Origin of the sequence: Lacrimispora struthionigena (assembly GCF_048627165.1) — a bacterium.
Taxonomy (GTDB): domain Bacteria; phylum Bacillota; class Clostridia; order Lachnospirales; family Lachnospiraceae; genus Lacrimispora.
In genome coordinates this window covers 3024000-3048154 of record NZ_JBMBWP010000002.1, presented here as the reverse complement: position 1 = coordinate 3048154, position 24155 = coordinate 3024000, and the positions used below count along the sequence as shown (strand labels likewise).

Genomic DNA, 24155 nt, shown 5'->3' with positions numbered 1-24155 from the left:
AGCTATATGAACAATAAAAAAATGGGACTTGGAAGCGCAGTTTCTGTATGTGTTGGATTAATCGTGGCAACCAGCTGTCTGTTATCACTGGGACTTGGTACCGGACTTGCCGGAAAGGGTTTTATTATTGCAATGTTTGTTGTTGTAATCTTAAATATTCTTCTTGCACTTTCTTTTCGTGAACTTCACAATTTAATGCCGGAGGCTGAAGGCGGACTGGGGCAGTATACGCTGGCGGGACTGGGACCTGTTCCATCCATTGTTTCCAATCTTTCCGCCTATGTTATTACCAATATGCTGGCTGGTTCCGTAGAACTTGCCATGTGCGGACTGGTCATTCAGGAAACCTTTCTAAAAGGAGTTCCTGTACTGGTAATTAGTCTGTCCCTTCTTGCTTTTTTAACCATTGTCAATTATCTGGGAGTTGATATCTTTGCTAAAATACAAAATTTAACTGTTATAGCACTCATCGGTTCCCTTATACTTCTGGGAGTCATCAGTGCATTTAAATTAGGAGTGGGTACTCCCCTTGCTCCCAGCGCACAGACTCCTCCTGTTGTAACAGGATTTTCAGGAATCCTGTCTCTCACTGCATTGGCATTTTGGATGTTTATCGGAATTGAATTTGTCATTCCGGTATCAAAGGATTTAAAAAATCCAAAACGGGATGTTCCACTTGCCATGATCCTTGGCGTATGTCTTCTTTTTATTGTTCAGAGTTTATTAAGCACCGGTATGAGAAACTACGTTTCACTGGAAGAACTGCGTTCCAGCAGCATGCCTCATATTATCTTCGCAGAACGGGTTATGGGAAAAGCCGGCAGCTACTGGATGGGGCTTATCACCATACTTGCCGGGGTCAGTACCATCAATACTGTACTGGGTAGTGTTACCAGAATCTTAAGCGGCATGGCTGATGCCGGTTTAATGCCATCTTATTTTAGCAAAAAAAATAAAAGCGGAACTCCCACACCAGGACTTTTCCTTATGACAGGAGTCATCTCTTTTATATTGGTGAGCGGTATTGCAAACTATTCCGGTTTAACCAATTTCCTGCTTGCTGCTTCCTGTTTCTGGCTCACCTCCTATATCCTGGTCAATCTTACCGTCCTGGTGCTGCGCAGGCGTTATCCCAATGCACCTGGAAGAGATAAACGGTTTACATTATGGGGAATACCTCAGATTATCTGTATCATCGGAGACGTTTATATGATCTGGCATATTGCAGAAGGAGATGCCCGGATATTTATCTATAAAATATATTTTGTACTGCTTATTATTACCTTACTTTTCGCTTTCTTCTGGGTAAAAATTGTAAAAAAGGCTGATGCATTCCGTCCCGTTTCTCTGGATGATATAAATGATGTGAAACTGGAAAACCAGGTTGAGGAAGGGCAGACCTCCCCCTCCCTGATCGTAAACTAACTCCTTATCATAAAAAAATACGTCTTTGCCAACGGCCAAGACGTATTTTTATTATTCTTTCCAATGGAGATGATGCAGCTCTCCCTCCATGGTCATACGATCAAATCCATTCTGCCTCAAAGCTTCATAAAGAACAATGGAAACAGAATTAGATAAATTCAGGGAACGGATATCGCCCCACATGGGAATTCTCACACAGCGATCCTCATTGTCCACAAGAATCTCTTCTGGTATTCCGGCACTTTCCTTTCCAAACATGAGAAAGCAATCCGGTTCATATTTTACATCTGAGTAAACATGATGTCCCTTGGTAGTGGCCATATAGATTTTTGCTCCCGGATTCCGGTCTAAAAAATCCTGATAGTCACTGTACACAGTAACATCTAACTTATCCCAGTAATCAAGTCCGGCCCTTTTGATCAGTTTATCATTCAGCTTAAAACCCAAAGGCTGAATCAGATGAAGCCTGGTATCCGTGGCCACACAGGTTCTACCGATATTCCCTGTATTCGCCGGCATCTCCGGTTCCAATAGTACAATATTCATAGTGATTACGCCTTTCCATCCAGTCTTTTAATAAAGCGTTCCATACGGCTTAAAGCCTCTTTTAGGTTCTTTAAGGAATACGCATAGGAAATACGAAGATATCCTTCTCCGCAGTCTCCAAATGCAGTTCCGGGAACAACCGCTACCTTTTCTTCCATCAGAAGCCGGGTGGCAAATTCATCGGAGGTCATACCAAACCGTTTAATGCATGGAAACGTATAGAAGGCACCGTTGGGCTCAAAGCATTCAAGTCCCATCTCCTGAAACGCATGCATTAAATAACGCCTTCTCTGATCGTAGGATTCCCGCATGACTGCCACATCTTTATCGCCGTCCCGCAGCGCAGCAACTGCTGCATACTGACTGGTGGTAGGCGCACACATAATGGCGAACTGGTGGATCTTTAACATCTGTTCTAAAATCATTCTGGGTGCAGCGGCATAGCCTAGCCTCCAGCCGGTCATGGCGTAGGATTTAGAAAATCCATTAATTAAAACGGTTCTGTCTTTCATCCCAGGAAAAGCTGCTATGGTGGAGTGATCTCCGCCATAAGTAAGCTCTGCATAGATCTCATCAGAGATAACGAATAAATCCTTCTCAATTACAATGTCTGCGATTTCCTTCAGCTCTCTGGCATCCATGACAGCCCCTGTGGGGTTGTTTGGAAACGGAAGAATGAGAACCTTTGTCTTTGGTGTGATCTTCTCCAGAAGCTTTTCCTTTGTCAGCTTAAACTGATCCTTTGCTTCCAGATCAATGATCACCGGAACTCCATTGGCCAGAATGGTACAAGGTACATAGGAAACATAGCTGGGCTGGGGAACCAGCACCTCATCGCCTGGATTTAACATGGCACGGAGTGCAATATCAATGGCTTCGCTGCCGCCAACCGTTACCATCACCTCATGATCAGGATCATATGTAACTTCAAAGCGGCGGCTTAAATAGCTGCAGATCTCCGTCTTAAGCTCTTTTAAACCAGCGTTGGAGGTGTAAAATGTCCGTCCTTTTTCCAGTGAATATATACCCTCTTCCCGGATATGCCATGGCGTGTCAAAATCAGGCTCGCCTACACCCAGAGAAATGGCATCCTTCATCTCACTTACAATATCAAAAAATTTACGGATTCCCGAAGAGGGAATCTCTGTTATACGGTCTGATAATGGGTTTCTCACGGCGTAATCAGCATCCTTTCATCTTGTGTCTCTTCCGCAAGAACCGTCCCGTGATCTTTATATTTTTTCAAAACAAAATGGGTGGCTGTGCTGAGCACGGATTCCATGGGGGAGAGTTTCTCAGATACGAACTGGGCAACTGCTCTCATGGTCTTTCCTTCGATAAATACGGTAAAATCAAAGGCTCCTGACATCAAATAAACTGCATTTACCTCACTGTACTGATAAATACGTTCTGCGATCTTGTCAAAACCCATACCTCTCTGGGGCGTTACCTTAACCTCAATCAACGCAACCACCTTTTCATCGCTGGTATTATCCCAGTTAATCAGGGTGTGATATCCGCAGATGATATGTTCCTTTTCCATTTCGGCAATCTCGTTTGCAATGGCTGCCTCACTTTCTCCAAGTAGAACCGCCAGATCCTTTAAATCAATTCTGCTGTTTTTTTCAATAATTGCCAGTATCTTTTCTCTCATATCCTACCTCCGATTTACCTGTTTTGAGATAACACCTTATATAGTTCGTCCTCTGAAGGTCGGTCAAGATAGCCGTTTCCGTCTTCATGGACAATAATCCGTTTGATTCCATCTGTTACTTTCCCAATGACTGCCGCTTTCATTCCATGCCCCTTTAAGGCAGATACCAGATCTCCTCCGTTATCCGCCGCCAGCACAAAGCAGCCCTCTGAATAAAGACGGTATGGGTTTAAGTCGTACCGTTCACAGACCTCTATGGTTTCCTGCCTTACTGGAATTTTATGAAGGTCAAAAGAAATTCCAGTCATATAGGCGCCGGATATATCCCAGAGAGCTTTTAGTATTCCTCCCTCAAGGACCGGCTCCCATTCCGTAGCCCCCAGATTCTTAAAAAATTCCGGAGCATTTACCGGTAATAAAAAATCTCCGGTTAAAATCTGGTCAATATATTGCGAGGAGAACCACTGATGCAGTTCTCCCTCTCTTTCACTTACTATTTTTAACGTTCCGGCTAATCCAGCATATCCTGCTGCCACAAGATCCTGCCCCGGTCTCATCGTTCCTGTATTTTCTCTTTCAATCCGTCTCATGTTCTGTTTTTATTCTCCCGGTCCCACTTGCGGACTATCCACAGCATCTTCCCATTCAGGTACTGCCGCGGAAACCGGCTCCTGAGTTGTTTCCTCAGATGGCTGTGTAATAATATCAGAAATCTCAGATGGATGGGTTGGTAATGGTTCTGCAACTGCAGGTGCTGCCGGACCCACCTTTATAATTGCCTTGGAGGGATTGTAGGTATCCGTATGAAGTATCTCTCTGCTTTGTTCTGCACCATCTACATACACAATCTTCCAGAGTCTTGATTTCATTCCTGTATGAGCAGACTGAACCTGCTTTCTGGATCCAGGGGGCATGGCAGGATCCACAACCTCTTTTGCAGCCCCCGGATCAGTGACACTAAGTGTTTCTGATACAAATTCAAAGGTCCGGTTGGCTGGTCTGGTCTCTTTTCCGTATATGGTAAAGGTAAGAGTCTTTCCTGAAGTATAGCCTTCCACATAAATAGGTGTGCTGTAATTATTGGTAAATTTAATGTCTTTATAGGTTCCTGCGATTGCCGCATCCTCCGACGGCTTTACATAGCTTACCACCATGGAGTGATTCTGTCTCTGACTGATCTCTAACTCTGCTCTGAGTGCAGCATTATAAATGGTAGTGGCAATCTGGCATACTCCGCCTCCCACACTGTCGACCACCTGACCGTTCTCATAAGCAGCAGCTGTGGCATAACCATTATCAACCGTAAAGGGATGCATGCAGTCATAACCGGACAGGGTCTCTCCAGGCATTAACACATGACCGTTTATCTTTCCGGAACCAACCTGCAGGTTTTTGGACCTGGAAGCACCGCTTGATGAGAAATTGGTGGAAAAGGTTCCAAGTACATCCTGAATGGTAGATAAATCTTCAGTTGTAATGGCCGGCTTTACTTCGGCAACAACTGCATTAACAGTGATCGGCTCTTTTAAACCATTTGCAAACGCGGCATTAAGAGCCTGCTTTGTGGCTTCCACATCCACTGTTTTTCCAATCACAGAAGGTGTGACTGTAAATGCTCCGTTCTGGCGGACAATGGAGGCATTCTTTGGCTCAGCCACTGCAGGTGCACATTTTTCGGCCACAAATGACGCTAACCTGCCATCATCCAAAGAAGTTTCCAAAGGAATGATGACTGGATTGTGTTCGATATCCTTTTTATTTAAATATCGTTTTAATAAATTCCCCCCCTGCCAGGAGGATGCTGCCTGAGAAACCGCTTCCGGGTTGCTCCAATGAAATCCCAGATCCTTAGCTGTCGTATCAACCGGTTGTCCGTCCACAACCAGTGTGATTTTCTGATTTTCCATTTCATTAACCAGGCCCTGAACCTTCTGCCCGGCTTCTTCCTCTGTCAAACCGCCCAGATTATATTCTCCGACATAGATACCGTCCGGAAGCGTATCAGCCATCACGTATGCTGGTGAGAAAAATCCGATTCCCACTGCCAGCATGGAGGCTGCCAGGCATATGGACAAAGTTTTCTTTTTCATATTCAATCCTCTTACTCTACTGTTTCCGCCTGACGTTTTGTCAGATAAAAACTATCTCATAAAACTTAACATCATTGGGAGTACCATTGCTATAATCAGTAAAACTACAACTCCGATTAAAACCACTGACATAAACTTCTTGTTGTTCTTATTGTTAAAATTAATCATTTTGTATCACCTCTCTTATATTCTTCCATATTGTGCGATGATTTTATCCGTAATTCTGGATATTTCATTTCTGGATAAATGATCCAATTGCACAGATAAAGCTATTTTATGATATTTTAATAAATCCTGCAAGTGTTCTTTTTGCCGGTTTGACGCCGGTTGTTCCTTTTTTACCTTATAAATCAAGGGGACAGAGTCAAAGACTTCCGGATTCCTTTCACCGAACTCCCTTTTCATTGTCTGATAGAGCTCATGAGCTGCAATGGCATCAAATCTGGCACGGTGGCTCTGTTTTATTTCTATCCCGAAATAAGCGCAGGCGGCAGAAAGACTTTTTGATCTGTCTTCCGGCATAAATTTTCTTGCAAGCTTTAATGTATCAATTCCCTGCCGTTCAAAACTTAATCCTTTATTTACTGCTGCACGTTTTAAAAAACTGTAATCAAAGATGATATGATGTCCCAGAATCGGCAGTTTACCTGCGAAATCAAGGAAATGGCCAATTATGGATTCGATGCCTGAAGCAGGCTCCAGCTGACTGTCCGTAATACCAGTCAGGGTAATCACATGCGCTTCCAGATTGCGGTAAGGATTTACAAAGCATTCAAATGTGTCTTCTGCTTTTCCATCTGTCACCCGCACTGCTCCGATTTCAATAATTTTATCCCGCTTTGGGTCAAGACCGGTCGTTTCTAAATCCACGGCAACATAAGATGATATCACGTTTTGTTCTTCCTCTCCTCAATTTCCCCTGTTACAGCACTGGGACACAGCTCCTTTAGGAAGCAGTCTCTGCATTTGGGACTTCTTGCAATGCAGATGGATCTCCCCAGCGTAATAATCTGGATGTTCCACAGGATCCAGTGATCTCTTGGCAGTATCTCCATTAATTCATATTCAATTTTTTCCGGGTCATCTGATTTGGCAAACCCCAGTTTTTTCGATATCCGCTTTACATGGGTATCCACCACAATACTGGGTTGGTTATAAATATTGCCCAGTATTACATTGGCGGTTTTCCTGCCAACTCCTGCAAGCCCAGTCAGCTCTTCCATGGTCTTTGGGACTTCGCCTCCATACTTTTCCACCAGATCCGTACAGCAGGAAATAATATTTTTGGCTTTCATGTGAAAAAATCCAAGGGAGTGGATATCCTGTTCCAGCTCTTTTAAATGAGCATTTGCAAATTTTTCCGGTGAATCGTATTTTTGAAATAAATCTGCAGTCACCATGTTGACTCTGGCATCGGTACACTGGGCACTTAAAATAACTGCAATAAGCAGCTGCCATGGCGTTTCATGGTTTAAATAGCAGATATATTCTGTTCCGTATTCCTGGTCAAGAGCATCTAGAACTCTGGTTACTCTGGCTCTTTTTTCTGCTTTTGTCTCTTTTTTAGCCATCATCTCCTCCATATACCAAGCTCATGGACTGCTGCATTATGGGTAAGCACATCCCTTTTTTTATAATCAAAAAGAACCGCTCTTCCATCATGAAATACCTCCACATGAGCCATCTTGATCAGCTGCCTGGCTTCAAATCCTTCATAACCTTCTTTTAAATAACGATATTGAACCGCCTCATCTGCAAAAAATGCTTTTACCTGATCTTTATAAGGCTCCTGATCAGCAGAAAAAGCAGGACGGCTCTTTAAGTTTTCTCTCAGATATAAGTCATACACCAGAAGATCTCTGTAATAAGACTGTTTGTCAGGAACCATGAGGCTGATAAACGTCTCTAATATCTCGTACCTGGCCATTCGGCTGTGGCTCAGCTTTGACAATTCCTGTTTATCATAATATTCAGCCAATGACTCAAACATATCAAAAGGAGTATGAAATTCTTTACGAAATTCTTCTATTGTCGTTTGAAACTGACCGCTGTTGCCATATACCTCAAGCATCTCTTCCAGTCCCTTTAGTTTTAGAACCTCACCATAGTCAAGCCATTTGGTAGACAAAACTTCATAGGGAGGCTTTTCCTTATAATGAATCTCATAATCTTGTGCCTTTTGTGCCATATAGGAACCCTTTAATACCTTTAGAAATCCCAACTGAAGCTGTTCCGGCTTCATACCATAAACCTGGTTGAAGGAACGTCGGAAGCTTTCATAATTTTCAAAGGGAAGTCCCGCAATCAGGTCCAGATGCTGATGTATGTTTTCATAGCTGTTTATGATCTCCACATTCTTCCTTAATACAGACAGATCCATACTCCGGTGTATTTCCTTAATGGTGGATTCATTGGTACTCTGCACCCCGATCTCTAACTGGATCAGTCCGGGTCTCATGCGAGACATCAGCTGTAATTCATCCTGATTTAGTAAATCAGCAGAAATTTCAAAATGAAAATTAGTCACCCCGTTATCATGTTCAATTAAATACTCCCAGATGCGATACGAGTGATTCCTGCTGCAGTTAAAGGTTCGGTCTACAAACTTCACCTGTGGAACTTTTTTCTGAAGAAAAAAATCCAGTTCCTTTAACACCAGATCCGTATCACGGAACCGGACAGACTTGTCAACAGAGGAAAGGCAGTAGCTACAGGAAAACGGGCATCCACGGCTGCTTTCATAATAAACAATACGATTTTCAAACCCCGCCATATCCTCATACAGAAATGGAATCTTGTTTAAATCAACCGGGGATTTTAAAGGATTGATAACCGGTAGTCCATCTTTATCCCGGACAGCAGTTCCATCTATCTCCTGAAAGGCTGTCTGATCCCACCCCGGAGTTCCTCTCTGCTGATTCAGATAACAACTGACCACTTTTTTAAAGGTTTCTTCCCCTTCTCCCATCATAATACCGAAAACGTGTGGTTCTTCTTCTAAAATCCGGGCGGCATCGTAAGACACCTCAGGACCTCCCAGCCAGATCTCCACATGAGGGAGAACTTTCGGAAGGTCCCGTACCAGTTCTAAAATATAGGAAATATTCCAGATGTAACAGGAGAATCCCACTACATCCGGTTTTCTTCTATAAATATCACTCAATATTTCATCCATCTGATTATTAATGGTATATTCCCCAATTTCTATCTCAAACCTTCCGTCGCTAAGTTCCGGCTCTTTCAGCCACGCCTGGGCATAAGCCTTCAAACTGTAAACTCCAGGATTGGAATGAATATATTTGGCATTCAGCGCCGTCAGTAAAAACTTCATATTAAACCTCGATCTCTATTTTTCTGCCGGATGGCTGATATTGATAATAGCGGACTCCTGCCGCATTAAGCATACGCTTGGAAGCATTCACCGCTGGTGTTCCGGCATACTTGTCCGAACCGTATACAATTGTTTTTATTCCCGACTGTATGATTGCCTTTGCACACTCATTACAGGGGAAAAGGGTTACATAAAGTTTAGAGCCTTCCAGACTTCCTCCCCTGTAATTAAGAATAGCATTTAATTCACTGTGAGTGGAATAGAAATATTTGGCATTATAGGGATCCTCTGCCTCATTGTCTCTTCCCCATGGAAATTCATCATCGGAACACCCAAGTGGAAATCCGTTATAACCCATGGATAAAATTTTATTATCCTGACTGACAATACAGGCTCCTACCTGAGTACTTGGATCCTTGGATCGTTTTCCTGACAAAACAGCCACTCCCATAAAATACTCATCCCAGGTAATATAATCTTCTCTTTTTCCAGTCATCCTTCCTGCTCCTCCCTGTCAAACTTTAATAATGTGGTAACCGGCTGCCTTAGTCAGCCGGTTCATGATTGCCTGTCCCAGATGACTTCTGGAAAAGCTCTCAGAAAATATATAGTCAGCATCTAAATCATCAAATTCCCGTAGTACTGCATATAAATTGTGAGCGACAGACTCCTCTTTCAGACGGCTGCCGATACTCCTTATAATACCTCCCGGATAAAGATCTGATGTCTCATCGGTACAGATCACACCTACCCGGTATCCTGCCTCCAGCTTTTCCTCTGTCAGTTTATTAATGGCAGAAACCACAGCTTCTGTATTTCCCTCAACCAGAGTAAGATCTGCTTTAGGTGCATAATGCTTATACTTCATTCCCGGTGCTTTTGGTTTTACATCGGCTTTTAACGGGCCTGAGATAATAGCAGGATCCAGACAAATCTCTTTTCCTAAAACTGCAGATGCCATCTCCTGGGTAACTGCACCTGGTCTTAGTATCATGGGTTCATCTCCCGAAACGTCAATAATGGTGGATTCCACGCCGATCCCAACAGCACCGCCATCAACGATCATCTGGATCTTTCCGTTCATATCCTGCCATACATGGTCTGCGGTGGTAGGACTGGGGCGCCCGGATGTATTGGCGCTGGGAGCTGCTATGGGAACTCCTGCCAGACGGATCAGCGCGCTGGCTGCAGGGTCAGCAGGCATTCGAACCGCTACTGTATCAAGTCCGCCGGTCGTTCCATAAGGAACCAGACTGCTTTTGGGAAAAATCAGCGTAAGGGGGCCGGGCCAGAATGCTTCCATAAGCTTTCTGCCTGCCTCAGGGACTTTGGTCACCAGGGGAAGCAGATCGTCAAAATCTGCAATGTGGGCAATGAGAGGATTGTCCGATGGTCTTCCTTTCGCCTCATAGATCTTTTTTGCCGCCTCTTCGTTTAAGGCATTGGCCCCAAGTCCATACACAGTTTCGGTTGGGAATGCCACAAGACCGCCTTCCCTTAATATTTTCGCCGGTTCTTTTAACTGTTCTGAATCCGGGTTCTCTCTGTCTTTTAATATAATTCGTTTCGTATTCATATCTCTCTGCTCTTTTCTTTTCACTTCCATTTATCATATCACAGCGTAAAGGCTCATGCAATGCTTTTACCCCCGACAAAACGGGCTTTTAAAGCCCTATACAAATAGCAGTTGTAAGTTTTTCCTATCAATGATACCATAATAACAGTATACGTTAAAAGAGGAGAAAAACATGGAACTGATTATACCCAAAAACTATGATCCCAGGCTCTCTGTCCGGGAAACCCAGGAAGCAATTAAATACATAAGAGACACCTTTCAAAAGGAACTGGGCAAGGAGATGAACTTAGAGAGAATCTCCGCCCCTTTATTTGTAGAACGAAGCAGCGGATTAAATGATAATTTAAATGGTGTAGAACGCCCGGTGCAGTTTGATCTTTCAGGAGTTCCCGGCGAAACCATGGAAGTGGTACACTCCCTTGCCAAATGGAAACGTATGGCACTCCACGAATACGGCTTTCAGCCAGGAGAAGGACTTTACACCAATATGAATGCCATCCGAAGAGACGAAGAACTAGACAATCTTCACTCCTGTTATGTGGATCAGTGGGATTGGGAAAAAGTAATTACCAGAGAAGAAAGAAACGAAAATACATTAAAAGAGACCGTGAAAATTATTTTCAAGATTATCAAACACATGGAACATGAAGTCTGGTACAAATATCCCCAGGCAGTCAAAGCCCTTCCTGATGACATTACTTTCATCACCTCCCAGGAGTTGGAAGACCTCTATCCACAACTGTCACCCAAGGAGCGGGAGAATGCCATCACAAAAGAGCACGGCTGTGTCTTCCTCATGAAAATCGGAGATAAATTAGGCAGCGGAAAACCTCACGATGGCAGAGCACCTGATTACGATGACTGGCAGCTTAACGGCGATATTCTCTTCTGGTTCCAGCATTTAAACTGTGCATTAGAAATCTCAAGCATGGGAATCCGCGTAGATGAAACAGCTCTGTCAGAACAGTTAAGGAAGGCAGGGTGTGAAGACCGCAAGGAACTTCCTTATCATAAAATGCTTCTAAACGGAGAACTCCCCTATACCATCGGCGGAGGAATCGGACAGTCACGCCTTTGTATGCTATTATTAGACCGGGCACACGTTGGGGAAGTTCAGGCCAGTATCTGGCCAGACGAAATGCGCAAAGAGTGCAGAAAGAACAATATATTTTTGCTTTAATTCTTACATAGGAAGTGGATGCAATGAACGTATTTCTTTGTGATGACCAGGCAGAGTTTATGCATGGATTTACAAATAATCTGGAAGGGTATTTTCGTACACGGAATATCCCCTTCCAGCTTTTCCTTTTTACATCAGGAACAGAGCTTCTGTCCTCCAAAGCTGTGCCTGACCTTATTTTTCTGGATATTAAGATGGGAGAAGAATCCGGACTGAATACTGCCCGTAAAATCAGAGAGACCAATACCAGGGCAAAGCTGGTATTTCTTACTGCTTATAAACAATATGTATTTCAATCCTTTGATGTGGATGCCTCCCATTATCTCATCAAACCAGTAAGCGGGCAAAAGCTTTATCACGTGCTGGATCATATAATCAAACAGCTTAATCTCTTAAAAGAACCTCCCATTATAATAAAATCAGGACAATCCACCATATGTATTTCCTGCTCTGATCTTATGTATCTGGAAGTAAATAATAAAACACTTACTCTTCACAACCAAACTAATACCACCGAAGTTTCTGGTAAGCTGGAATCCATTGAAAAGAATCTACCCGCCCGTTTCTTCCGGTGCCATAGAAGTTACATAGTTAATATGGATTATATTGTCCGGTTTGACCGAATGGATCTTTATCTTGCCAACGGAGAAATAATTCCGGTTAGTAAACGGAAATATCAGGATTTTTCCAGTACCTTCCTCAAATATATGAAAAAGGAGGTATTGTTATAATTCTTCTTACTTTTACCGCTTACGTCCAATATCGTTTCTTGAGTAAGATGTTAAAATGCCGTTTTCACAAGCTTTTAACCTTTATTGGAGTTGTCTTTTTTTCCATGGCCTCCAACTTTATCAACATTAATTGCAGACTTGCCCTGATCTTTCCACAGGAATTGTTTTATTTAATCACATCCCTGATCATGATCTGGGTATTATTCCAGGCCAGTGCCGCGAAAAAGGTAATGTTAGCTATTTTCACTGACGGGCTGGGGTATACATGTAATTTTGTTTTTTTGCCTATGACTCAATTTATAAGCAGATATATCATTTATGATCCATCTGCTTATGATTTGGCTTATAAACTTTGTGATATATTAACCAGTCTGCTTATGGCAGGCATACTGGAATGGGTGGGCAGAAAATGCCGTAATCTCTATAATGATATTACAATGTCAGAAAACCTGTTTCTTCTGATCTTATGCTTCTTCACCAGACAGACCGTTATTTATTACGGATGGAACCACATCCAATACAACAACACTCTGTTATCAAACATGATTGCAACCGCTGTTGCAGTTGGCGGCGTTTCACTAATTACTTTTTCCTCTTACTATGCAGACCGGAAACTAAGTTTACACCTTGCAAACGAGAAAAATTCAATGCTGGAAAAACAAATTGCAGCATGGCAGGGTGAGGAAAAACAGCTGTCCGGTTTTCGCCATGACTTTAAGAACCATATGCTGTGCTTAAGGAATCTCCTCTCCATGAATAAGAATGAAGAGGCTTTTAATTACCTGGATTGTATAACTGGAACGTTTAATACTTTTTATCCCGATTATTCATCTGGCAATGCTTATGCAGATGCAATTATCAGGGAAAAGCTTGCGCTTGCCAGAGCATGGGAGATTCGTTTGGATACCGATTTCAATTTTCCCTCCTCCGATCTGATCAATCCTTCTGACCTGTGTATTATTTTAAGCAATGCTTTGGATAACGCTCTGGAAGCCTGCCAAAAAATAACCCACCGCAATGATCTTCCAGTGATAACAGCAGTTTCCTGTGTCCAGCGTTCCTTTCTTATGATAGAAATAACCAATCCGGTCCCACATACTGTAAGCCCAGGTATCAGCCCTTTCCAGTCTTCAAAAGAAGACCCCCATCTTCATGGAATCGGCTTATCCAACATTCGGGATGCAGTTGAACGCTGTAATGGAACTATGGACATGTCAGTCTCAGAGGAGCTATTTCATTTTTGTGTCATGATTCCGCTTTTTCCACCATCTCTTTGACAGAAAGACCGTTTATACCGTAATCTTTCCCTTCTGCGCCAAAATAATTATATTCCCCCCTCTATCTGCCGAATAAATAATCAGTACAAAAGGAGGGTATGAGATGTATATTGGTAAAATGGGAAACCAGCCGGCAAAAATAAATATTGCTTCCATCAACCGTTCTGCTGACAATAAATATGAGGCAATATACGGCAAAAGTAAGGAAAACAAGAAAACCGATGAAGTATCAATTTCTCCTGCCGGGAAAAAACAAAGTATGCTGAAGCAGCTGATGGATCAGAAGCAAAGGATTATGGAACAAAAACAGTCGATGCTGGACTCCGATCAGGCAAACGGCTCAGAAAGCATGAATGATAAACTGAAAGAATTTGAGCAACAGCTAAAAGCCATTGATGATCAGATTGCACAGCTTCAGGCGGATGAATCAGATAAATCGGAATCTGATTCCAAAGATGATACCGGTAAAATTTATAAAAAACCAAAAACTAAAGAAGATGCGCAGGCTGAGCAGATGAGTGCAATCACAAAATTATCATCCGGTGTATCACAGGCAGAAATAATCTCATCTGCGAAAGACATGATTGATGGAAAAATCAATGTCTTAAAAAGTGAGATTAAACAAGGTTACGGAAATACAGATCAAAAAATCGAGGCTGCATCCAGACTTCAAAGCAGATCTGATCAATTAGTAGCAAAAGCTTCTGAAAAAATTGGAGAAGTTAATGAGACTGCTGCCGTGCTGTCAAATAGCGCTGCAGAGAACACTGAAACGGAAATGGAACCGGAAACTGAGAAAGATACCGATATCCAGTCTGAATAACATTGATTCCATCTAAAGACAAAAACAGGAACCTGTAAATCAAGGGTTCCTGTTCTTTATATATTTAGTTATTATTTAGATAGCTCATGATTCCCATATGTATGGTCCACGCTACCCGGTCCTGATAATCTTCATCATTCAAAAGCTTTGATTCCCTGCTATTGGTTAAGAATCCGCATTCCACGATTACAATCGGTGTCCTCACATGTAGAAGAAGGTAATAATTATCATTGGGTTTTGCAAGCCTTGTATTCTTATCCCCCAACAAAAAATCGAACCGTTCCTGTATGGTTTCAGCAAGTTTCTTCCCTTTTTCTGACTTTTTATAATAAAACACCTGTCCTCCAGAGATTTCCTCCTGGTGATAACTGTTTTGATGGATGCTTACAGTCAATGCAGGCTTGGTTTTATTGATGATATCACACCGTTTGGTCATATCCGCCATCTTTTTTCTGTTGTCCCTGGCTGAATACAGTCCATTGTCATCATCTCTGGTAAGAACAACATCCACATCCGATGCTTCCAGATACTTTTTCAGTTTCATGGTAATCTGCAAATTAATATCTTTTTCCAGAGTACCGTCAATCCCGATCTTTCCAGGATCATTCCCCCCGTGGCCTGCATCAATTACTACCACAGGCCGATTCTTTTGTGCAGATGGGGCGTTATTTACTGCTGCCATCTTTCCCGCCTGGCTCGATATAACATAAACCAATATCAGCAAAATCACCGCCATGAACGGTTCCCATTTTTTTAATTTCACGCTCTTTACCCGATTCACGTTCTTAATGAATTATACTTTTTGGTGAATTAAAAAAGAACCGGTACAAGTGACTTTCCTTTTATTTAACGCTTAATGTGTTATAATCTCTGCCGCCATCTGCAGTGATCCACTCCAGATACTGGGATAAAATACTGGGATACCCCTCTTCCTGCCACAATTTATATCCCTTTTTTGCCATAACCTTCTCACGTATATCCGCTACTTTACCTTCATAACACGCAGAATTCAATTCTGCGTATACCTTAGCCATCATATCCCGTTGACTTTCCGTCAGACTCTGAAGGGTGTTTAAGCTATTAAACTCATCCTGAGCCTGATTATAAAATACCTTACTCAGATACTTTTTACCATAATTACTGAAATTCAACAGATTCTTGTCCTTATTACCTGTTTTCTCCGCCCAGGCTTTCATATCAAGAGGTTTCGTATGGTAGTTAAAGGTTCCTTTCGGTCCATACTCTAATATTCCGTACAAACATGGAGGGGTAGACAAAGAGCCTGTCACTATTTCATAAATTCCAGAATCACCATGGGATCTTTTGTAATGCTGTACATGAAGATGTCCGCTTAAAAATAAAGGAACTTCCCAGCTCTCCAGCTGATCAATGAGCTGTTCACTGTGCTCAATGGTACAATCCTGAAGATAAACTTCACTTTCATCAAGTAAATTATGATGGGCCACAGGAATCACTTTCATCCCCAGGTTCCAAGCCTCTTCCATCTGCTCCTCAATCCAGGTGTATGTATCATCCTTTATCATGCCGCCGACCAGGTTCTTGGGATCATACTGGCAGCTGTCAAGCATCAGAGCTCTGGTTTTATCATTGATCTGGTATACATAGCTTAGGGAAGCCGGGTCCCGGCTCACCGCCTCACTATATCCATATTCGTCATATATCTCTTCAAATTCTTCTGGTGTAATACTTTCCGTACTATGTATGGACTCTCCCTCAAACCGACTGGCATCAGGATTATTAATATCATGGTTTCCAGGAATAACAATTACAGGAATTCCCGCTTCTTCTATGGCCTCCAGTTTACTGGCAAGTTCTATATGGCTATCCCGCTCTCCGTTATAAGTTAAATCTCCCTCCAATATTACCAGATCCGGCTTTTCTGCTTTTACTTCTTCAATGAACGCATCTGTAATTTCCCAGATATATTTCATTACTTTGCCATCTCCGTGATCAGCCGTATATTCATAGCTCATCTGCATATCGGTTAAATCTCTGGCCAGATAATGAATATCTGTAGCTATTATAATCCTGGCGGTTCCTTCCTCAAGTGCCTGGGGTTGTTCTGGCGAAGATTCCTTGGAGGTTTCAGGAACCTGTGCTGTGGAAGGTGTCTGTACCCCCGTAACGGTTGTCTCCGGCTGCGCCGTACTCTCTTCCTGCGTAAGTTCCTGTGCTCCTTTTTTTAAAGAGCAGCCTGAAGTTACACAAATTGCAGCCGCCAATGCTGCCAATAATACCCTTTTTTTCATAAACTGACCTTCCTGCTTATCCCTTTCTTCTGTTATTCCTTGTCAAGCCGTACTTCATCCCACAAATCAGCCGGCTCAAATCCCAGCTTCCAGCATGCCACACCTGCCAGATCATACTGCCGGATTAAATTCATCTTCAGACCGATGGAACGTTCTTCCTCAAGCCACACGGTCTTTTTGCCTTCTTCTGTCTGAAGTTCTCCGTAATACTGTCCCAACTCTTCCTGCCAGTACAGTTTTACATCATTTTTCGTAACCCATTCTTTGGATTTTGCGATACCAATGGCAGAGGATGAAGTCTTTCCATCTGTTCCTTCCGTCCATATTCTGGTGTAAAAAGGAATACCATTAATAACCTTTTCCTTGGGAACAACTTTAAGCGTATTCTTTATTCCATCTTCTACATATTGAATAGAGGACACAGATCCGGCCTCTCCGCCTGCATAATGTTCATCGTAACCCATAATGATCACATAATCAGCGACAATCCCCTGCTCCTTCCGGTTATAAAACTCGTTTCCTGCAACGGGCACATAATTATCCACGGACAGGACAAGCCCCTTCTCTCTGCATGGGATGGACAACTCTCTGATAAACTGAATGTAATGGGGACCCGCTTCCTCTTTTATGCCTTCAAAGTCCAGATTAATGCCGTCAAATCCATAGGTCTTTGCCTCTGCCATCAGGCTATCAATCAGTTTCTTCCTTGTTGATGTTTTAGACATCAGGATCTCCGTATTCACATCGGAACTAAAGTTATTAATCAGTGCCCAGACCTTCAATCCTTTGTCGTGAGCCTTTTTTACATACCCCGCATCTGCCAGGGAATGAAAACCACCTTCATTATCACTTAATTCATACCATGTTGGTGAAATCACGTTAACCCCTGAGGTATTGGCAATCAGACTGTCAAAGGTAGAATTTCCCTCTGCCGAGGTAACCTGATGCCATACCAGGCAAACCGGCTGATCCATGGTTATATTTTTATAAACCGGCTTTGTAAAAGTACTTACGGAAGCCTCTTTTTGCGACTCTCCAAGACGTCTGCGTTCTACATAGCCAATAAAACCGTCCTCTGTCCTGATTTTATCCCATTTGTTCATGGAATCCAGAACCGTCACTTTGCTCCCCTCATTCACATGAGTTGCGATGGGACTCCTGACTCCGCCCTTGATACGCACATTACCGTCTTTAACAACGGTAGCCCGTTCTTTATCCGTCCAGTCATTATTAATAAACACCCGCTTATTTACAGCTGAATCATATGCGGTAAACTCAGCATCTGTATAGTTAGCAATAAGGCCCAGGGATAAATACACAGTATCCCCTTTCTCCAGAATCAGTGATTTTCCGGAAGAACCTTTTGTATTCTGGTCTGCATAAACAATGGAATCCGGAAGCGTATACACAAGCAGCTTCTCATTGTTATCCCAGTAAAAACGCTCATTTAAATTTTCATTAATCCAACTGATGGGTAGATAAGTCTGATCCTCTGCAAAAAGACCTTTGGTTTCCTGAAGATTTTCATTAAAAAAAACCGCTACCTCATCCCCTGTGACCCCAAAAATCTCAGTCAAATCTGCCTGCTCACTGGATGGAATATACCGTTCCAAAAACCGGACTCCGAAAGAACCGGCCAGAACCAGCAAAATCAATCCCAGCGCCACCATAACCGGCACTGCTTTCCTCTTCATCTGTTTTCCTCCTGCTTATGGATCATATCTTATGAACTCATTTCTGTAATATCTTCTAGATTATATCATACTTCTTTCTTTTTGGAATTTACATTTTCATTACATTCTGATTCCCCTGTCCCTCCCTGACGCGCATAAACTCATTCTCTCCGGGCTGAAGATGGAATCCGCCAACGCGCCCCTGATACCATGTTCCCTGAAATTACCGGTTATAGACACGGTCAAATCTGATTTCCTGCAGTTTACCGGTATTCTCATTAGGAACATAGTCTGCCATATAAAAGCTGTCATCCTCCCTTATTTCAAATATTCTTCCCCAGTCTGTCTCCGGCAGTTCTTCGCCGTCAATCACAATGGGAACCCCCTTATTTCTGTACTTTTTCAGTCCTTCCAGATACTGGTCTCTTTTACCTTCTTTCCATATACTGCTGTCTTCTTTACTCATATTGCTATCTCCCCGCCATTTTATCTTTTGTTTTTTAAAATAATTGCTCGTAAAAACTGATCGTCTCAGAAGTAATGGAAAATGGATCGATAGAAAAGGGAATTCTTCTCACCGGAATCTTTAATCTTTTTTCCAGACTTGTTCTTGCTTCTTCACTGCCAAATGATACCAGGCTGTTCCAGCTTTTCTCCGTTTTTATCCCCCTCTTTTCAAATTCAAGAAACTCACCAATCTGCCACTCACTAAGACTTCCTATTACAAATTGCCTGCTGCATCGAAAAAACTCTTCCAGATTGCCTTCCTTTGCAGTCCCATAATCCACAATTACAGCATGATAGCCGGACTTTTTACACAACAACAGTGTATCAATCCCCGCTTTTCCAAAATAATCTGTCTCCAGAACCCGAAACGGGTTTTCACCTGTTTTTCCACCGGAACAGGAAGCTCCCATACACGAAAAGGACTCATGATGATTCCACTCCAAAACTGCACACCGCATTCTCATCACACCAGATAAATATCCGGCTGTCATGACTGAAAAATGAGTCACTCCATTCCCTCTTCCGGTACCAATAATACCTATTAATTCAGGGGTCTGGACTTTACCAAACGGATTACCCCGTTTCCAGCCTCTTTTTGCAAATCTCTTCATAGAAGTTTAACCCTTTCCTGGCAGACAGCGCTCCCTTATCCTTAGTTTTTTCATCACATTTTTCCCCCAGCGCATAACTGGTAAATCCCATCTTTTTCCTCCTCCCTGGGTTTCCTCCATGATTACATTGGTAACAGCCTGATAAAAAGTCTCCAGTTCATGACTGACTGTAAATGGATCAGAGAAAAATGGGGCTCGAAAAAAGACGGAGGCCTGTGCACCTTTTGGGATACTGATTTTTTTATCATGCGCCCAATGATTGTATATGACTGCATAGGGGAGGCCGGATCTTGTTAATTCTTCCACAGCTTTAAAAGCATGAATCTGATTCCATATACTGGCATCACACACCAGTATTACAGCATCAGGTACCATATGAAGCGCCTGGCTTAAATTCTCTCCCCAATCCATCAGGTGCACACGAAAGTGTGGATCCTTTAATTTCACTCCTGCACCATAATATGGCTTTATAATTAAGTTTCTGTAATGCAGCAACCCATAGCTGTCACGCTTTGCTTTCGTGAATTTAAAAAGACTGGAACCCATAAAAGAGTCCTGTTTTTCTTCCATTAAGTTGGGAATTCCTTGATTTTTAAGGTAGACAGACAGGCCGATTCCAATATGGGTTGTTCCTGCCCCAGATTTACTCCCTGAAAGAGCAATTGTAAGAGATGATGATTGCAGACGTTTTTTTGCATCCGTTTCCGTTTCTTTTAAGTGACGGAGCTGATCCAAAAGCTCCTGTGCCGTTGAATACCTTTTCTCCTTCTCTTTACAGATACATTGCTCGATAACTGATGCCAGCCCCGGGTGCATGGACGATGCTGGTATAAAAGGCAGTTTGGGAAATTCCCCAGTGTACAGATAACATAGGATCGTGCCAATGGCATAAATATCTGTTCTTTCATCAAGCACTGCTTCTGCCTCATATTGTTCCGGTGCAGCGCAGCCCACCGTACCATAACGTTCTCCCGGTTTATTTGCTTCTTTTAACGATGCAGCCAGTCCAAAGTCAATGAGTTTTATGGTATCATGGCATAATAACAGGTTTTTCGGCTGTAAATCTAAATGTAATATAGGGGTTGTTCCTGCGAGATGCAGGTAATTAATGATGCTGGCAAGCTGAATTCCATAGAAAATGGTCAGCTCCCGCGACAGATGACCCTGTTTTTTCACAAGATCATATAAGGAATCTCCTTCCAAATACTCTTCAATTAAATAACTGTAACTTTCATCTTCTTCTACGTCGTATAAAATGGGAATACCAGGATGGCGCAGCTCTTTTAAAATCAATGCTTCACGCCTGAATTGTTCATAATTGAGAAAGCTTTTGGATACACGTTTCACTGCCCTGTATTCTTCAAGCCCAAGATGAACCGCCAGAAAAACTGTTCCTTCCCGACCGGTTCCCAAGATACCGCATAGTTGATATTTACCGAACAGAACGGTGCTTACTAAAATCACCTCCTTGTGCCTGTTCAATATCATCTCTTGGGAAATATTGTAATATAATATTCTTCGTTTTTCAACCTTTTTATAATTTTTTTACATTTTCTTTTCTATTTATAAGAATTCAGAAAGCAAATCCTCGCCCCTCTACCCTTATAAATATAGTGTCACAGTACAACTGAGAATGGAAAATGAAATTGTTTTAATTGACAACCAACAAAAGAAGTGATAATTTATATTTAAATTATATACTAGCATTATAAACTTTTAAAGTTGCCGTCTTTTATTGGCGGTCTTTTATTTCCGCTTTAGTTAGCCGTATCTAACCAAAGCCCAAATCAGGAGGTCTTATTTGTGAAAAATGAAAACATCCCATTTAAAATCGGGCATGTGTTAATTCAAGTCCCCCACCTTGATACAGCCATCCGGCAATATCGGGAAATGGGGTTTCAAGTAGTACCGGGAGGTGTTCCTGGTAAGACACATAATGCTTTGATTTATTTAAAAGATGGTTCTTTTCTGGAACTGTTCTCCACAAATCACGGAAGCGTCATAAACATACTTCTTAGATTTATGGTTAAAATTATTGGATTAAAGAACCCAGCCTATTCCAGCCGTCTTGCACGCTACCTTCCGGGACAGGAGGGATTAAAAGATTATGCTTTGGATTCTGTACCCGGCGCACAGTATCAGGAAAATATATATAAGCTTCTTAAAAATGGCCTAAAATTATCTAAACCACGTCCAAAATCCAGGACTGATCACCATGGAATTAAGCTCAATTGGACACTCTGTTGTCCAGAAAGTATTCGTCTGCCCTTTTTGATGAGTGAATATCATCCATCTCCAATTATTGAAATGCAAGACACCTCTCATGCCAACGGAGCAGATGCAATCCAGGAAATTATGATCTCAACCAGTGAATGGAACAAAGCATACAAGGAATATACCCTGCTTCTCGGAATTGAACCTCCCGTAACGCTGGGGAAAAATGGCCGCAGCTGTTTGTTCCCGGTTCAAAAGACTTCTATCAATTTGGTTGAAAATCATAAAGATGGAATTAATCATATCATTCTTTCCTGTAATCATCAAAGCAAAAATAAAAAACAATCAGCCGCCATTACACCGTTTATCCTCTTCACCAAAAATTCAGAGCATTAAATCCGAAGATAAATTTACGCAGTCCATAAACATAAGTTTATATTGATACTAATTAGAATATATGCTATATTAGAAATACAAAAGGAACAATCGCCCACAAGGGGTTGACCCGAATTAGGATAGAGAAGCCACCCGTACAGGTCAAGTATCAGGGTGGTTTTTCTTATGTATTGCTACTTACTAAACGTAAAAACGAATGTAAGTAATGCCAAAATGAATATGCTATAAATTCAAAGTGATAAATCCCAGTAATTAGATAGGATACCCGTATTTTTGCATATAAACCTTAAATTTAAGATGGGGGATTGTCCATGGTGAAAAGGTTGAATTTCCTCGTATTCTGGTCATAAAAATCAGAATGTATGTTTGTTTTGATATCTTTGCTAAAAATAACAGTATCATATTAGTATCACAAATCGAGCCTAGAATACCGGATACTTGCCACTATTTCTCGACTATATAATTTAACAACTTAAGAGGAAAATTATTTAAATTTTAAATTCGTAATAAGTTCTCTTAATTCTTTTATATTACATATTTTTATTAATCTTTTATCATTAAGAAATCTTAAAACAATTAATTTTACAATCATAAATATTCTTTTTAATTCTTGATCTATACCCTTTTTATTTTTACCATGAGCTATTGAAGAACGTATTGAATACAATTCTTTCATTTCCTTTTCAATTTTTATTCTTTCCTCTCTCTCTATCCCCAGTAAAAATGCTACATACTCACTAATCTGGGCAGTAATACTTTTATTTATAAAACCATCTTGTTCCATCAATATAGCCTCTAATGCTAAAAAACACTGCATATATGCAATCCCATCATCATTTTGATGAGTAGCTTCTGACAACCAGATTATAGCCTCTTTTATCCTCATTTCCATATCATTTAGGTTTTGCTTTTCCAATAATCCCCATACTTTGTCTGACAAATCAGTTTCAAATAAATAATTTAAAAACGTATCTATGCACATACTATCCTTTTGCTCAGACATTGAAATAAACATATCATTGTTATAACCATACATACCGGACGTAGACTCATGATTTAGATTATAAAATCCAAATCGTATTTCATCTGAATTACTAAATTTTAGCATAAATCTTAAATAATTATCAATTAGTTTGAACCTTTCTTTCGCATACTCTATTGCTTTATTGCTATCTTTTGCTACGCATTTTATATTCATATACACTACATCATCGTCTGTTTTAAGTTCTTTATAAAAATGAGAACCCATATCACTATTTAATACATTCTTTTTTATATATTCCTCAATAAAATCCTTTTTTATTAATGTTATCCCTTTATATTCTTTAAAATCGACATCATTAATAGTTATACCAAAAGCGACCTTTATAAAATTATACTCTTTCATAGGATGCTTTTCATAATATTTTTTAATACTCTCAAAATCATTGAATTCATTTTTTATTAATAATTTATGTATATGATCATTGAATTCTTGAAGTGAAACGTCCTTTTCTACTTTACATAGACTTTTATAAAGCTCATTTATGCAACTATCCCATTCTTTTGTATTTTCATTTAATACATATATTAATGTCCCATTTCCTACATTTGTGATAAGTCTACATTTCGAATTATATTTATCAAAATCACATTCTGCAAAAATAGTTTTTGAATTCATTATTTCGATTAATTTATCCTCTTTCATAGAGTCCCCCTAAATCTAAATTTATACTCTCTTACATATTACACCGGATTTTAACAAAAGAAAACACCCATCTATCGACAGGTGCATTAATCTCTGTTATCTGAAAAGGCAGGGCTCGGAATGCCAGTGTCCACCTATATCTTATTCAAATACATTATCAATTT

General features: G+C 41.2%; 24 protein-coding genes. 6 read left to right on the top strand and 18 right to left on the bottom strand.

Annotated elements, in window-relative coordinates; translation table 11 throughout:
* The first annotated feature begins 6 nt into the window (after window positions 1–6).
* Window positions 7–1425, top strand: coding sequence for an APC family permease (locus ACOAOT_RS23260; protein WP_420219116.1), 1419 nt, complete (start codon window positions 7–9; stop codon window positions 1423–1425).
* 51 nt (window positions 1426–1476) lie between these two features.
* Here the strand turns inward: ACOAOT_RS23260 and trmL are convergent, their stop codons facing one another.
* From trmL to ACOAOT_RS23205, 11 genes are read right to left on the bottom strand one after another with little or no spacing between them, the layout of a single operon-like run.
* The gene (gene trmL, locus ACOAOT_RS23255; RefSeq protein ID WP_170821849.1) at window positions 1477–1971 is read right to left on the bottom strand and encodes a tRNA (uridine(34)/cytosine(34)/5-carboxymethylaminomethyluridine(34)-2'-O)-methyltransferase TrmL; all 495 of its coding nucleotides are present in this window, start codon (window positions 1969–1971) and stop codon (window positions 1477–1479) included.
* Between the two features lie 5 nt (window positions 1972–1976).
* The gene (locus ACOAOT_RS23250; protein WP_349668691.1) at window positions 1977–3146 is read right to left on the bottom strand and encodes an aminotransferase class I/II-fold pyridoxal phosphate-dependent enzyme; all 1170 of its coding nucleotides are present in this window, start codon (window positions 3144–3146) and stop codon (window positions 1977–1979) included.
* Window positions 3143–3625, bottom strand: coding sequence for an Lrp/AsnC family transcriptional regulator (locus tag ACOAOT_RS23245; RefSeq protein WP_104437725.1), 483 nt, complete (start codon window positions 3623–3625; stop codon window positions 3143–3145). The genes ACOAOT_RS23250 and ACOAOT_RS23245 overlap by 4 nt, the downstream gene beginning before the upstream one ends.
* A gap of 14 nt (window positions 3626–3639) precedes the next feature.
* Entirely contained in the window at window positions 3640–4215 is a 576-nt protein-coding gene (locus tag ACOAOT_RS23240) for an AIR synthase-related protein (RefSeq protein WP_420219115.1), read from the bottom strand.
* Window positions 4216–4224: 9 nt separating this feature from the next.
* On the bottom strand, window positions 4225–5715 hold the full coding sequence (locus ACOAOT_RS23235; protein ID WP_420219114.1) for a VanW family protein: 1491 nt from the start codon (window positions 5713–5715) through the stop codon (window positions 4225–4227).
* A 51-nt stretch (window positions 5716–5766) separates the two neighbouring features.
* A complete protein-coding gene (locus ACOAOT_RS23230; RefSeq protein ID WP_420219113.1) occupies window positions 5767–5883 on the bottom strand; it encodes a synaptobrevin-B in 117 nt (38 codons plus the stop codon).
* A gap of 15 nt (window positions 5884–5898) precedes the next feature.
* Window positions 5899–6606, bottom strand: coding sequence for a 3'-5' exonuclease (locus tag ACOAOT_RS23225; RefSeq protein ID WP_420219112.1), 708 nt, complete (start codon window positions 6604–6606; stop codon window positions 5899–5901).
* Window positions 6603–7286 carry an endonuclease III gene (nth, locus tag ACOAOT_RS23220; RefSeq protein ID WP_420219111.1) on the bottom strand — a complete coding sequence of 228 codons (684 nt, stop codon included), beginning with the start codon at window positions 7284–7286 and terminating at the stop codon, window positions 6603–6605. The genes ACOAOT_RS23225 and nth overlap by 4 nt, the downstream gene beginning before the upstream one ends.
* The gene (locus ACOAOT_RS23215; RefSeq protein WP_420219110.1) at window positions 7286–9046 is read right to left on the bottom strand and encodes a B12-binding domain-containing radical SAM protein; all 1761 of its coding nucleotides are present in this window, start codon (window positions 9044–9046) and stop codon (window positions 7286–7288) included. The genes nth and ACOAOT_RS23215 overlap by 1 nt, the downstream gene beginning before the upstream one ends.
* A 1-nt stretch (window position 9047) precedes the next feature.
* Window positions 9048–9542, bottom strand: coding sequence for a deoxycytidylate deaminase (locus tag ACOAOT_RS23210; RefSeq protein WP_104437732.1), 495 nt, complete (start codon window positions 9540–9542; stop codon window positions 9048–9050).
* A gap of 18 nt (window positions 9543–9560) precedes the next feature.
* On the bottom strand, window positions 9561–10622 hold the full coding sequence (locus ACOAOT_RS23205; RefSeq protein WP_420219109.1) for an L-threonylcarbamoyladenylate synthase: 1062 nt from the start codon (window positions 10620–10622) through the stop codon (window positions 9561–9563).
* Window positions 10623–10794: 172 nt separating this feature from the next.
* On the opposite strand from ACOAOT_RS23205, the gene asnA reads away from it, so the two are divergent.
* The 4 genes from asnA to ACOAOT_RS23185 all read left to right on the top strand — a co-directional run bounded on the left by asnA (window position 10795) and on the right by ACOAOT_RS23185 (window position 14633).
* Window positions 10795–11802 carry an aspartate--ammonia ligase gene (asnA, locus tag ACOAOT_RS23200; protein ID WP_420219108.1) on the top strand — a complete coding sequence of 336 codons (1008 nt, stop codon included), beginning with the start codon at window positions 10795–10797 and terminating at the stop codon, window positions 11800–11802.
* Window positions 11803–11825: 23 nt separating this feature from the next.
* Window positions 11826–12533 carry a LytR/AlgR family response regulator transcription factor gene (locus tag ACOAOT_RS23195; protein WP_420219107.1) on the top strand — a complete coding sequence of 236 codons (708 nt, stop codon included), beginning with the start codon at window positions 11826–11828 and terminating at the stop codon, window positions 12531–12533.
* A 47-nt stretch (window positions 12534–12580) separates the two neighbouring features.
* Window positions 12581–13810 carry a sensor histidine kinase gene (locus ACOAOT_RS23190; protein ID WP_420219106.1) on the top strand — a complete coding sequence of 410 codons (1230 nt, stop codon included), beginning with the start codon at window positions 12581–12583 and terminating at the stop codon, window positions 13808–13810.
* A 103-nt stretch (window positions 13811–13913) separates the two neighbouring features.
* Window positions 13914–14633 carry a hypothetical protein gene (locus ACOAOT_RS23185; RefSeq protein WP_420219105.1) on the top strand — a complete coding sequence of 240 codons (720 nt, stop codon included), beginning with the start codon at window positions 13914–13916 and terminating at the stop codon, window positions 14631–14633.
* 64 nt (window positions 14634–14697) lie between these two features.
* On the opposite strand, the gene ACOAOT_RS23180 is transcribed toward ACOAOT_RS23185, so the two are convergent.
* The 6 genes from ACOAOT_RS23180 to ACOAOT_RS23155 form a co-directional block, all read right to left on the bottom strand.
* Complete coding sequence (locus tag ACOAOT_RS23180; RefSeq protein ID WP_420219104.1) at window positions 14698–15369, bottom strand: N-acetylmuramoyl-L-alanine amidase; 672 nt, start codon at window positions 15367–15369, stop codon at window positions 14698–14700.
* Window positions 15370–15475: 106 nt separating this feature from the next.
* Entirely contained in the window at window positions 15476–16903 is a 1428-nt protein-coding gene (locus tag ACOAOT_RS23175; protein WP_420219103.1) for a metallophosphoesterase, read from the bottom strand.
* 32 nt (window positions 16904–16935) lie between these two features.
* The gene (locus tag ACOAOT_RS23170; protein ID WP_420219102.1) at window positions 16936–18597 is read right to left on the bottom strand and encodes a glycosyl hydrolase family 18 protein; all 1662 of its coding nucleotides are present in this window, start codon (window positions 18595–18597) and stop codon (window positions 16936–16938) included.
* A 202-nt stretch (window positions 18598–18799) separates the two neighbouring features.
* Window positions 18800–19042 (bottom strand): hypothetical protein, encoded by a 243-nt coding sequence (locus ACOAOT_RS23165; RefSeq protein ID WP_420219101.1) that lies wholly within the window; start codon window positions 19040–19042, stop codon window positions 18800–18802.
* Window positions 19043–19076: 34 nt separating this feature from the next.
* On the bottom strand, window positions 19077–19694 hold the full coding sequence (locus ACOAOT_RS23160) for a hypothetical protein (protein ID WP_420219100.1): 618 nt from the start codon (window positions 19692–19694) through the stop codon (window positions 19077–19079).
* Between the two features lie 6 nt (window positions 19695–19700).
* Complete coding sequence (locus tag ACOAOT_RS23155) at window positions 19701–21176, bottom strand: serine/threonine protein kinase (RefSeq protein ID WP_420219099.1); 1476 nt, start codon at window positions 21174–21176, stop codon at window positions 19701–19703.
* 321 nt (window positions 21177–21497) lie between these two features.
* Between ACOAOT_RS23155 and ACOAOT_RS23150 the strand changes: the two genes are divergently transcribed.
* A complete protein-coding gene (locus tag ACOAOT_RS23150; RefSeq protein ID WP_420219098.1) occupies window positions 21498–22304 on the top strand; it encodes a VOC family protein in 807 nt (268 codons plus the stop codon).
* A gap of 484 nt (window positions 22305–22788) precedes the next feature.
* Here the strand turns inward: ACOAOT_RS23150 and ACOAOT_RS23145 are convergent, their stop codons facing one another.
* Complete coding sequence (locus tag ACOAOT_RS23145) at window positions 22789–23991, bottom strand: hypothetical protein (RefSeq protein WP_420219097.1); 1203 nt, start codon at window positions 23989–23991, stop codon at window positions 22789–22791.
* Between the last annotated feature and the right edge of the window lie 164 nt (window positions 23992–24155).